Source organism: Erythrobacter sp., from assembly GCF_039988855.1.
Lineage (GTDB): Bacteria > Pseudomonadota > Alphaproteobacteria > Sphingomonadales > Sphingomonadaceae > Erythrobacter.
The window spans coordinates 421,082-432,773 of the sequence record NZ_JBDXIY010000016.1; the positions used below are offsets into that span (position 1 = coordinate 421,082).

The 11,692-nt window shown below is 55.3% G+C and carries 10 protein-coding genes and 1 tRNA gene; 3 read left to right on the forward strand and 8 right to left on the reverse strand.

The features are described from left to right. Positions 1-9 precede the first annotated feature (9 nt). From ABJ205_RS09700 to panC, 8 genes are all read right to left on the reverse strand, one after another. The gene (locus ABJ205_RS09700) at positions 10-693 is read right to left on the reverse strand and encodes a hypothetical protein (protein WP_348160050.1); all 684 of its coding nucleotides are present in this window, start codon (positions 691-693) and stop codon (positions 10-12) included. A 1-nt stretch (position 694) separates the two neighbouring features. Next, positions 695-1,543, reverse strand: a complete 849-nt coding sequence (locus tag ABJ205_RS09705; protein ID WP_348160048.1) for a hypothetical protein — start codon at positions 1,541-1,543, stop codon at positions 695-697. 18 nt (positions 1,544-1,561) lie between these two features. Then, positions 1,562-3,541: a thiamine pyrophosphate-dependent enzyme gene (locus ABJ205_RS09710; protein ID WP_348160046.1), complete on the reverse strand. Its 1,980-nt coding sequence runs from the start codon at positions 3,539-3,541 to the stop codon at positions 1,562-1,564. A gap of 2 nt (positions 3,542-3,543) precedes the next feature. After that, positions 3,544-5,157 (reverse strand): glutamate synthase-related protein, encoded by a 1,614-nt coding sequence (locus ABJ205_RS09715; protein WP_348160044.1) that lies wholly within the window; start codon positions 5,155-5,157, stop codon positions 3,544-3,546. Further along, positions 5,150-6,445: a cation:proton antiporter gene (locus tag ABJ205_RS09720; protein WP_348160042.1), complete on the reverse strand. Its 1,296-nt coding sequence runs from the start codon at positions 6,443-6,445 to the stop codon at positions 5,150-5,152. Before ABJ205_RS09720 ends, ABJ205_RS09715 begins: the two co-directional genes overlap by 8 nt. A gap of 325 nt (positions 6,446-6,770) precedes the next feature. Continuing rightward, positions 6,771-6,844: transfer RNA gene (locus ABJ205_RS09725), tRNA-Gly, on the reverse strand. A 43-nt stretch (positions 6,845-6,887) separates the two neighbouring features. Then, complete coding sequence (locus ABJ205_RS09730; protein WP_348160041.1) at positions 6,888-7,928, reverse strand: DUF475 domain-containing protein; 1,041 nt, start codon at positions 7,926-7,928, stop codon at positions 6,888-6,890. Between the two features lie 24 nt (positions 7,929-7,952). Further along, positions 7,953-8,810 (reverse strand): pantoate--beta-alanine ligase, encoded by an 858-nt coding sequence (gene panC / locus ABJ205_RS09735; RefSeq protein WP_348160039.1) that lies wholly within the window; start codon positions 8,808-8,810, stop codon positions 7,953-7,955. A gap of 135 nt (positions 8,811-8,945) precedes the next feature. On the opposite strand from panC, the gene ABJ205_RS09740 reads away from it, so the two are divergent. The 3 genes from ABJ205_RS09740 to ABJ205_RS09750 all read left to right on the forward strand — a co-directional run bounded on the left by ABJ205_RS09740 (position 8,946) and on the right by ABJ205_RS09750 (position 11,679). Next, positions 8,946-9,770, forward strand: coding sequence for a division plane positioning ATPase MipZ (locus ABJ205_RS09740; protein ID WP_348160037.1), 825 nt, complete (start codon positions 8,946-8,948; stop codon positions 9,768-9,770). Positions 9,771-9,773: 3 nt separating this feature from the next. Further along, positions 9,774-10,106 carry a molecular chaperone DnaJ gene (locus ABJ205_RS09745; protein WP_348160036.1) on the forward strand — a complete coding sequence of 111 codons (333 nt, stop codon included), beginning with the start codon at positions 9,774-9,776 and terminating at the stop codon, positions 10,104-10,106. Between the two features lie 136 nt (positions 10,107-10,242). Further along, on the forward strand, positions 10,243-11,679 hold the full coding sequence (locus tag ABJ205_RS09750) for a phosphomannomutase/phosphoglucomutase (RefSeq protein WP_348160035.1): 1,437 nt from the start codon (positions 10,243-10,245) through the stop codon (positions 11,677-11,679). Positions 11,680-11,692 lie beyond the last annotated feature (13 nt).

An 11,692-nucleotide genomic window follows, 5' to 3' on the forward strand; every position in this document is an offset into this window, starting at 1 on the left:
TTCCAATGGTCAAGCCAAAGCTATGATTTTCTCCGAAAAGGACCGATGATCGGCCACTGAAGCAAAACAGATCACCGTCTCGTTGGGCCCAATGCGTGTCTCATGCTGATCAATATCACCTAGGCGGTGCTCCAAACCCATAACCGCCATAATCGAAATGCTTCTCAGATCGCCGAGCAAGTCATAGGCAGAAATGTCGTTCCTTCCTCGATATACATGCGCGGCAACGCAATGATCCGGCCCCAATGCCAGCAAGACATCAAAGTGCTCGACCTTCGCGCTCATGAAATAGCGGAGCACGCGCGCTGCTGCGCCGCACAACAACCGATCAAGCGTTTTGCTGAGCATGAAGAGAGCGATCACTGCAATCGTCGCAGCCATTTGCGCCACTTGTAGCAGCAATCTGTCGGTATCACCTACCGAATCCGCCAGCGCGACAATAATCGTCGAAGCAACCGAGACGAGACCCAAATTCCCTAAGACCATCAAGGCGACAACGACTTTGCGCCGTATAGGAAAATTGACGATCGCTTCAGATTCTGTGGTTGTGAACCCCGCGCCGGTTAGGGCCGAGATGCTCTGAAACCTCGCGACGTGGTCGGGCAATCCAGTGAGCCTCAAGACTACCGATGCAATTCGGACAATGACCAGCGAGCCCGCCAGCAAGATCAATAGAGCCAGTGCCGCAGTCAAATCAATCGGCCCATTGCGCGTCGAACGCTGTTCTGAAGCCGTAGTTTATGAAGTCAGATGTGCTCCCCGCAACGAAACCTGTGGCCTGCAAGCTGGTAGCGGTTGCGACCAAACCGACATATCCGTCAACATGCCAATAGCCGGGAGACGTTGGTTCCGGCAGAGAAGCTTTGTCGAGATGCGGCCATGGATTGATGTAGAAATAAGGTTCGTCGTGGCCTTCATCGCCTGGCGACATTCCTACACCGATGCCTCGCGCCGTTTCTGGATCGCCTTCTTCAAGCGCAACATAAGTTGCGATGTCGAAATGGTGAGGCCAGCAGCGCACCGGGCTGGGCCCGGGCTTTCGACCTGCCTCAGCTGCGGCCAATGCTTCCAGAACACTTGCTGCAAGGTTGAACCACTCGCCGACGGCCCTCAATTGTTCAGCTGCGTCAACTGTATCGTAAGTTGAGATCGTGGCGACATCATCTGGAAGATCGTAGGGAATTGTTGCGGCCGAGGCTGCGCTCAGACCGAGGGAGAGGGCCGTTTGATCGGTCCATTCTTCAGCTTGAGCGACCGTCTTGCCATGGAGCAACAACTCTTCAACCGGCTCACCGTCTTTTAGGGCAATAAGCGCAAGCGGCGAAAATTTCAAAGCCATCACGACATCACCGATAGCGTGAGTCCGCAATCCGCCAATTGCCTGATCCCAGCCTAGGTTCGAGTGACTGTCGTCCGGCTTAGCTTCGATGTTCGCGCGTGCCAGCCCGGTGAGATGTTGTGCTGCACGGTGTGTCAGTGCCCGCGCATGTGAAAGCTCGGAAGGTTGCAATTCCTGCAGCAGTTTCGAGTTCGCATTGGTCATTTCGTTGAAGTTCCTACGTTAGATAAGTTCTGCGTCAGCCATCACTTCGACCAAAGCTGGTCCCTCGACAGTGAGTGCTGCCTGCAATGCATCGCGAAGTTGGTCGCTTTTCGTCACTCGTTGGCCATGCCCGCCGCACAATTTGGCGAAGGCTGCGAAAGACGGGTTGTGCAGTTCGGTTTCCCAAACCAGCCATTCGCCTGCTTTTTGCTCTTTGGTGATCTTACCCAATTGGCCATTATGCAGCAGCACGTGGGTTATATCCATTCCGTGCTTCACTGCAGTAGTGAAATCCATCGGATATTGGCCGAAGCCACCATCACCCGAGATTGAGATGACTTTGCGCCCCCTGAACGCCTCGAAGTCTTGCGTGGCTGCCCAGGCTCCCATCGCGGCCGGGAAACCGAACCCGATTGATCCAAGGTAACCGGACATCAAAACGCGCTGCGTCCCCTTGGTCTCAAAATAACGGCCAAAGCTGTAGGTGTTGTTGCCGACATCAACGGCTATGATTGCGTCTTCCGGTGCAAACTCGCTGAGAGCTGCGAAGATGGAGGCGCTATGGACGCCGCTATCAGCCTCCTCCGAAATACGGCGGGTTTTCTCATCGCGCCACATTCCCCAGCGGTCCGCCAGTTCGGTAATCTGATCGACGGCATCGCGAGCACGCTCAACGCTAGATGAAATTGCTTCACAAAATGCTCCGATCTCTCCCCAAACCGGCAGCTCAACAGCATGAAACTTGCCCAATTGTGATCGATCGAAATCGACCTGAATTATCGGTTTGGATGGTTCGATCCCCGTGTGATTTGCGAAGGAAGACCCCAATGCCAAAATTAAATCAGCTTCGTTCATGAACCAACTGGCGATTGGCGTTCCCGAACGCCCCAGCACACCGCCTGCGTTGGGATGTGTGTCGGGGATCAAGCCCTTGGCTTTGAAAGTCGTCATAACGGGAGCGCCCAAGCGTTCGGCCAAGGCGATGATCTGCTCACGTGCGCCATGTGCGCCGTGGCCGACGATGATTATTGGACGTTTCGCTGCGTTGATAAGTTTTACTGCCGCTGCCTGATCTGCTCCGTCCGGGATGACAGAGCTTCCTCCCATGCGCCCTAGAGGCGTCTTAGCCGGGACTTCGCTTGGCAACGTCTGTACATCGTCAGGGAAAATTAGGTGCGACACGTGTTGATGATCAAGCGCATTTTTGCAGGCTAGCGACATCAGTTCACCATGCTTCGATGTTGGTAAAACTGTTTGTGAGAAATGTGCGACTGCATCGAACGCTGCTGCCAGATCGATGTCCTGGAAGGCTCCCGGCCCGAACACTTGTGTTTGAACCTGGCCGGTCAATGCTAGCACTGGCGCTCGGTCGACATGCGCATCCCATAGGCCGGTGAGAAGGTTGGTCGCTCCAGGTCCGGCAATGGTCAAGCAAGCTGCCGGCTGGCCGGTCAATTTGCCATAGGCGGAGGCGGCAAAGGCACCCGCGCCCTCGTGGCGAATACCAATATAGCCAATTTCGCCATCCATTGCGCGCAGTCGCAGCGCATCGGACAGGCCAAGGTTGCTATGGCCAACCATGCCGAAGACGCGTTTGACGCCCCAATTCACCATCGTTTCTGCCATTTCATCGGTGACTGTGCGCTCATGCGGTGGCTCTGGCTCAAGCCCGACAGAGATTTCACCGTCTTCGATCTTGATCGGATAGATTTCCTGACCAGAATCCTCATGACCGCCCGGCGACCTGCCGGTCAGCGGATCAAAGTCCCATCCGTGCCATGGGCAGCGGATCCAGCATTTCCCATCCACGCCCTTTTCGATGGAGCCCTCTCCGAGCGGTCCGTTCTGGTGCGGACAGTGATTGTCCATTGCAGAGAACTGACCGTCGAAATGCGATAGGCAGATCGAAGTTGTACGAGCAGTAACAGTTTTGACGCGGCCTTCGGGCAGTTCATTGACCCGAGCAACTTTGATCCAGTCTAGCTTTTCTTCAGCCATGATCAGTTCACTCCGCCAAAGCTGACGCCGGACAGTTTCGCCATATCGGGCTTCCAGGTGGTCAGATCGTCAATGTTGAATTTACTAAGATGGTCGTGACCACATGCACGTGCCATCACCTCCATCAGGCCGACACTGGCCTCAAAGAAATTGCGCAGCTGTGCGGCTGAACTATTCGCAAGCAGGCGATTTTCCAGATGAGGCTTCTGCGTGGCAATCCCGACCGGGCAATTGTTGGTATGGCACGCTCGCATCGCCACGCAGCCAATTGCCTGCATCGCAGCGTTGGAAACGGCAATGGCGTCGGCGCCCATCGCCATCGCTTTGACGAAATCCACCGGTTTGCGGAGGCCGCCGGTGATTACCAGCGTGATGTCTTTGCGGCCGAGGCTATCGAGATGCCGCCGCGCTCTCGCCAGAGCGGGAATGGTTGGCACCGAGATATTATCCCGGAAAATGACCGGAGCAGCGCCGGTGCCGCCGCCGCGCCCGTCGAGGATGATGTAGTCGACGCCAACAGCCAGTGCGGCATCGATATCCTTTTCGATATGTTGTGCAGAAAGTTTGTAGCCAATTGGAATTCCACCTGTCCGCTCACGAACTTCGTCGGCAAATTCCTTGATCTGGCTAACCTCGGTCCATTCCGGGAAGCGGGGCGGCGAAACGGCCGCTTCGCCTTCATTTAACCCGCGTACCTCGGCGATTTTCCCCTGCACTTTGTTGCCGGGCAGGTGCCCGCCAGTGCCGGTCTTCGCGCCTTGTCCGCCCTTGAAATGAAACGCCTGTACACGGTCCAGCTTATCCCAAGAAAAGCCAAATCGCGCCGATGCGAGCTCATAAAAATAGCGACTGTTTTCCGACTGCTCGTCCGGTAACATCCCGCCTTCGCCCGAGCAGATGCCGGTCCCAGCCATCTCAGCACCGCGCGCAAGCGCGACTTTGGCTGTCTCCGACAATGCGCCAAAGCTCATATCCGAAACGAAAAGAGGGATTTTGAGCTTCAATGGCTTTTTCGCATTCGGGCCGATTACGACCTCGGTACCAACGCCGTCTTCATCGAGAAGTGGCGGCTTGTGCAGCTGGGCTGTAAGCAGTTGGATGTCGTCCCAAGTTGGCAGCTCATCGCGCGGCACGCCCATCGATGTCATTGCACCATGATGCCCAACCTTGGACAAGCCTTCGCGAGCATATTGCTGGATCAGCCCATTATGAGGCTCTTCAGCGGTCCCATGACTGGTGTCGGCATATTGGCCAAGATAGGCATCGCGGTCGAAGGGTTGCGGATTGGTATCGTGCCAGGCGGCGACTTCGGCTTCGTCGACTAGCACATTACCATCTGCCACTCTCGAATTGAATTTATGAAGCGCTTCTTCATTGGCGTAGCTCGATACGCCGGTGTCGAGCCGATAATCCCAATTGTGAACTCCGCAAATGAGGTTGTCGTTCGCGTCGACAAATCCGTCTGACATCAGCGCACCGCGGTGCAAGCAGCGACCGTAAAACACAGATACGGTCTCATCGAATCTGACAATTACGAGATCCACATTGGCGACCAAGGCATGCGCTGGCTTGCGGTCTTCTAGTTCATCGATTCTCGCAATAGCGACGTCAGTCATGCGTTTCTCCGGTTTGATCTGAGGTTTTGGGTTCTGAAATTGTGGGGCTATCCGTTTCGAATGGCATGGGCACAGGCTCTTGCTCCGCGCAGGACCCCATATTTGAAACGGAGTTTCCGTAAAGTTTGCTTAACGGCGTCGCGCTCACGCCGTGCAGAATGGCGCTTATCCAAACGGCGTTGATTGCGATGGCCAAAATTATCTCTTCATATTCACCGCCGATTTGCGGAAGAATCAGCAGTGCAAACAAAGCGGTGGCAAGGCCGCGCGGTCCAAACCACCCCATGAACAGTTTTGTAGATGCGGCCGTTTTGGTTCCGATCAGGGATAGCCAAATCGCTAACGGTCGCACGAGGAATAGGCTCAGCATGATTAGGCCAAAGATCGGCCATGTGAGATTCTCTAGGGCCTCTGGTACGAGAACCAGACCGACCAAGAAGAATGCAGCCCACATGAAAAGCTGACCCTCGCTTTCGGCGAACTCGAACAGGAATTTGCAGCGACCTTTGACGCAATTGCCGAAAGTCAGCCCGGCAACGAACGCTGAAATAAAGCCGTTCCCACCAATTTCGCCAGCTGCAAGATATGCAATCGCAGCCAAGCTGAGCGCTGCAATGCCTTCGAATGAGGCAGAGGTCAGCTTATGTCTCACGGCGCGCAGCATAATGACCGCGCCAACCCAGCCCACGATTATACCGGCTAGCGGGCCCAAGAGAATTTGAGCGAACCCAAAGGCAATCCAATCTTGCGTACCGCGCCCATCTACCTCGCCTACCAGGCTTGCAAAGAGCAAAATCAAGGGCAAGGCCATGCCGTCATTTAGCCCGCTTTCGACCGTTAACCCGCGGCGGACACTTTGCGGCACTGCTTCATTTGTGACCACCGATTGGCCCAGCGCTGCGTCGGTCGGAGCCAATATTGCCGCGACCAAAGCAAGTGCGACGAGCGGCCAGTCTGGTAGAATAAGTCCAGCGACGAATGTTCCGATCAAAACGCTCAACGGCAATCCGAGCATGAGCATCCGCTGCGGCCAGACGTGGTGCTTCTTGAGTTGGCGCAAATCAATTTGCGATGCATCCAGAAAAAGCAAGACCACCAGAGTGGCCTCAGCAACCAAATGTAGAGTCTGCTCCGCCGCTTCCAGTTCGATCCAGCCAACCTTTGCGAGGAGCAAACCAAGCGCAATGAAATAGATCGGTGCTGTCAGAACCGAACTCGCCAACCGGCGCGCCAGCATCGCGAATATGAAGGCGGCGACAAACGCCCAGAGCAGTCCTGCTTCAATCATTTCGTTTGCTTCCTGCTTATGCGCATCTGCGCTACAAAATTTCAGCTCTCGACAGCAATGATGCAATCCGCATGAGAAACGTTACATGCTCGCGAGAATTTTCTCAAAAATACGATGATCTTGAGGAACAGTTCGAATGGCAGCTTCCCACCCAATTTCGGGCGTTCAGTTCCGAATGGCCCACGTTCGCCTTTGTGCACTGGTTCAGCTACTTTGAATGATCGAGATTGGGGCGCGAAGCTGCTGGGCAGGCATCGTAGTTCCGATCCAAGAAAAGAACATCGAAACCTAGTCGAACTTCTTTACTATCCAGAAATTTAGGGAATGGAGCGGGTAAGGGGAATCGAACCCCTCTAGCTAGCTTGGAAGGCTAGAGCATTACCACTATGCTATACCCGCCCGCTCTTGGTGGCGCGCCTTTGCCACTAAAGCCGCCAATCCGTCAAGCGGCTTGCGCTGTGCCTTCTGCTCGATTGGCGCGAACTGATGACCAGAAGGCCAAGCCGATAAGTACGGCGCCGATCAGTCCGGTGATGACTTCTGGGATATGGGCAAAGGTGTTGATGTACATGATGATCGCGAGCGCAAGGATCGCGTAAAACGCGCCATGCTCAAGATAGCGATATTCCGACATAGTGCCTTTGCGCACGAGGAAGATCGTCATTGAACGCACAAACATCGCCCCAATGCCAAGGCCAATCGCGATAATGATGAGATTGTTGGTAAGCGCGAATGCTCCGATCACGCCGTCAAAAGAGAAGCTTGCATCGAGCACTTCGAGATAAAGGAATGCGCCAAACCCAGCCTTGGCGACTGTGCCTGTCGAAGGCGTTGGCGGCTCAAGCACATGGTTGACGATCTCCACCGCAAGATAGGTGAGAAGCCCGCCAATTGCGGCCATGATAAAGGTGAGAGCGTCTGAGTCCGCAAGCATGGTCGATGCCGCCCATGTGCCAAGCAAAATTAGGCCAATTGAAATCGCCTCAATTTCGGCGACTTTGGCCAATGGACGCTCGATCGCGGCGATCCAATTGAGTTCTTTCTCTGCATCGAAGAAGAATTTGAGCCCAACCATCCCCAGAAACGCGCCGCCAAACCCCATCAGGCCGATATGCGCGTCGCTGACGATCCGTTGGTACTCTGCTGGCTCGCTAAGCGCGAGGCTGACTGCGTCAATGGGACCAAGCGAGGCGGCCACCATTACGATGACGACCGGGAACACAACCCGCATGCCAAACACTGCAATCGCAATTCCCCAGGTGAGAAAGCGCTGCTGCCACACCGGGTCCATGTCTTTCAAAACCGAAGCGTTGACGGCGGCATTGTCGAAGGACAGCGAGACCTCAAGCACGGCCAGAACTGCGCAAATCCAAAGGATCGAAAGCGTGCCTTCAACCGTTCCGGAAATGGTCCAACCATACCACCCGCCCAGTGCCATGCAGATGGCGGTGAAGACAAGAGAGCCCCAAAAGTGCTTCAACATAGTCGTGTTAATCCTTGCGGCGCTTCAAGAAGAGACAGCCATATTGTCGATAAGGCGCGTGCCGCCGATACGTGCAGCGACCAAAAGCCGCGCCGGTTTGCCGCCTAGGCGCTCCAAGGCTTTTAGGGAAGTGGCATCGGCGAGCACGGCATAGTCCACGCTGTCAAAACCGGCCTCTATCAGAGCGCCTTCAAGCTGGGTCAGGCAGGAAGCGACATCGCTGCCCGCCTCGATTGCTGCGATTGCCGATTTCATCGCACGCGGCAGGATCGCCGCTGCTTGACGGTTCGCTTTAGACAAATACCGGTTGCGGCTCGACATAGCGAGGCCGTCTGCCTCGCGCACGGTGGGCACCCCGATGATTGAATGCACATGAGGCAAGCTCAGATTGAGATCACGGGCCATTGATCGGATCACGGCGAGCTGCTGGAAATCTTTCTCGCCAAAGAAAGCCATATCGGGAAGCACTTGATTGAACAGCTTGTTGACCACCGTTGCGACACCATCGAAATGACCGGGTCTGTCCGCGCCGCATAACCCCTCGCTTACACCGGTAACTGCGATATTGGTGACAAACCCATCAGGGTACATTTCACTCGCCTCGGGAGCCCAAAGGAGCGCGCATCCTTCCGATTCCAACATAGCGGCATCCTGCGCCAATTGGCGCGGATAGGCATCTAGGTCTTCATTCGGACCAAATTGTGTGGGGTTTACGAAGATCGAGGCAACAACCGCATCGCACTCTTCCAAGGCGCGGCGAACGAGCGTCAAATGTCCCTCGTGCAGCGCGCCCATGGTTGGCACCAATCCAATGCGGGCTCCCCCGGATCGCAGCTTTGAAACGTTTGTTCTCAACACATCGAGAGAGTGTGCCGTTTGCACGCAGGGTTCCCCTTAGATAAAATTCGCGAGGAGTATCGATAGACCCTCGCGCTATGAGCAAACAAGGCGTAAAGCAACGAAACCGGGGCGCTCAATCGGTCAACGGATGCAAAAACTCAATAAGGATAACATTCGATGGTCGCCGTCCCTGCAAGACACCGCACACACCGGATTGTTTTTGCCAATGAGAAGGGTGGCACGGGCAAATCCACCACGGCAGTCCATGTCGCAGTAGCACTTTCTTATTTGGGTGCCCGCGTGACGATGCTGGACCTTGATCCGCGCCAACGCACCTCGCACCGCTATATGGAAAATCGGTATAACACGATGCAGCGGCGCGGGCTGCACCTGCCGACGCCGGCATGCGAAGTGTTCAAGGGTCGCAGCGATTCTGCGCTAAACCTCAAGATTGAAAAGCTTGAGAAAGACTGTGATTTTCTCGTCATCGACAATCCAGGGCGCGATGATCCGTTGGCGCGCTGCGCAGTGGAACAGGCCGACACTCTGGTCACGCCTATGAACGACAGTTTTGTTGATTTTGACCTTATTGGCCAGGTCGATCCGGAGAATTTCAACGTCAAGAAATTATCCTTCTTTGCCGAGCTTATCTGGGAGGCGCGGATAAAGCGTAGCCGGGCAACCGTCAGTGGTGAGCGAATGCAGATGGATTGGATTGTTGTACGCAACCGCACAGGACACACCGAGGCGCGCAACATGGCGCGCATCAATAAGGCGCTGACAGAGATGTCTAAGCGGGTGGGATTTCGCGTAACGCCTGGTCTTTCCGAACGTGTGATTTTCCGTGAACTCTTCCCTTCGGGGCTCACCTTGCTCGACAAAGGCCACTTGGGAGATCTTGGCACCAGCCATTTGGTTGCACGTCAGGAATTGCGCACTTTGGTGATGGCGCTAAACCTACCGGAGATCGTCAAATCAAAACCCTCCTTGGAGCCTACCTGATCCATGCTGAAATTTGCTGTCATTCTTACTGTGGTGTGCCTGCTTTGGCGATGGGCTCTTGGCAAATGGCCTTGGGAATATCTTCAGTCTAAACCGACGCGTTCACAGGCCGTGTTTAAGGCGCGTAAGTTGTTGGCGGTCGAACAACACGCCACTCGTGAGCAGATTATGGCTGCGCATAAGCGTTTGATTTCGATGGTGCACCCTGACCGCGGTGGGAGCAATCAACAGGTTCACGAAGCCAACGATGCGCGCGACCTGCTTTTGGATGAACTTCCGCGCGAAGGTGTTAGTTTGGATGATAATACGCCTGACGACACCGGTTCGTCGCAATAATATCTCCGGCTATGGTTAGTCCAATAACAACCCAATGATTCTAGCGGTGTTGGCGCTATGAACTATAGTATCTGAAAGGCGCTTCGGCAGAATTGCGATGCGGATACTGAAACGTACGACACAAGGCCCCTAATTTATGTCCCACACATTCGATTCTACAGTGCTTCGCGAATACGATATTCGCGGTATTATTGGTGAAACCCTTGGTGCAGATGATGCGCGCGCTATTGGCCGAAGTTTCGGCACATTGCTTCGCCGCGCAGAGGAGGCCGATGGGGCCGACGGCGCACCCAAGGTCGCCGTTGGCTATGACGGACGCGTAAGCTCGCCCATGCTCGAACACGCGCTGGTCGAAGGGCTCGCGGCAAGCGGCTGTGATGTAGTAAAAGTCGGCATGGGGGCGACCCCGATGCTGTATTACGCAGAAGCCTCAGCCGAAGACGTGCAGGGCGGCATTCAGATAACTGGCAGCCACAATCCCCCCAATTATAACGGCTTCAAAATGGTATTTCAGGGACGACCCTTTTTCGGAGCTGATATCCAAGGGCTTGGAACCATGGCGGCGGCCGGGGACTGGGCCGATGGAGCCGGGGAAGTCTCCTCGCGCGACATCCTTGGCGAGTATGTCGAGCGCATGCTCGAGGGATTGGCCGGTATCGACGATGCGAAACTCAACGGCCTCAAGGTTGGCTGGGATAACGGGAACGGCGCGGCCGGACCTGCTCTCGAAGCGTTGGCGGCGCGATTGCCGGGTGAGCATCATTTGCTGTTTACTGACGTTGATGGACATTTTCCTAATCACCATCCTGATCCAACTGTTGAAGAGAACCTGACGGATCTGCGCGCGCTCGTCGCTGCCAAGAACCTCGATTTTGGAGTTGCCTTTGACGGTGATGGCGACCGTATCGGCGCGATTGATGGTGAGGGCCGAGTGATTTGGGGCGATCAGCTGCTGATGATCTATGCTGAGGACGTCCTAAAAACCCATCAAGGTCAAACGATTATCGCCGATGTAAAGGCAAGCCGCGCTCTGTTTGACCATGTTGCCAAGCACGGCGGCAAGCCGCTCATGTGGAAGACAGGGCACTCGCTCATTAAGTCCAAAATGAAGGAAACAGGCTCTCCGCTGGCCGGCGAAATGAGCGGGCACGTCTTCTTTGCAGACACCTATTACGGGTTTGACGACGCGCTTTATGCAGGTGTTCGCTTGCTTGCGGCCACTGCACGCCTAGGCAAATCTGTGACGGAATTGCGCGGCAGTGTTCCTGATATGCTCAACACGCCGGAAATGCGATTCCAAGTCGATGAGGCCCGCAAATTCCCGGCCATGGCCGAGATCACTGAGCGGCTCACCACCAATCCCGGCGATGGTGTGGAAGAGGTCAATGCAACCGATGGCGTGCGGGTCAACACCGCTGATGGTTGGTGGCTGCTTCGCGCTTCCAACACGCAGGATGTCCTCGTTGCGCGGGCAGAAAGCGACAGCGAAGCCGGCCTTGAGCGCCTGATCGCTCAGATCGACGAACAATTGACGCTTTCCGGACTGGAACGCGGGGAGAGCGTTGGACATTAAGGGCCAAGGCTGA

Coding starts and splice junctions, on each gene's coding strand:
- ABJ205_RS09705 (WP_348160048.1), bottom strand. CDS start 1,543: ATGACCAATGCGAACTCGAAACTGCTGCAGGAATTGCAACCTTCCGAG.
- ABJ205_RS09710 (WP_348160046.1), bottom strand. CDS start 3,541: ATGGCTGAAGAAAAGCTAGACTGGATCAAAGTTGCTCGGGTCAATGAA.
- ABJ205_RS09715 (WP_348160044.1), bottom strand. CDS start 5,157: ATGACTGACGTCGCTATTGCGAGAATCGATGAACTAGAAGACCGCAAG.
- ABJ205_RS09720 (WP_348160042.1), bottom strand. CDS start 6,445: ATGATTGAAGCAGGACTGCTCTGGGCGTTTGTCGCCGCCTTCATATTC.
- ABJ205_RS09730 (WP_348160041.1), bottom strand. CDS start 7,928: ATGTTGAAGCACTTTTGGGGCTCTCTTGTCTTCACCGCCATCTGCATG.
- ABJ205_RS09740 (WP_348160037.1), top strand. CDS start 8,946: ATGGTCGCCGTCCCTGCAAGACACCGCACACACCGGATTGTTTTTGCC.
- ABJ205_RS09745 (WP_348160036.1), top strand. CDS start 9,774: ATGCTGAAATTTGCTGTCATTCTTACTGTGGTGTGCCTGCTTTGGCGA.
- ABJ205_RS09750 (WP_348160035.1), top strand. CDS start 10,243: ATGTCCCACACATTCGATTCTACAGTGCTTCGCGAATACGATATTCGC.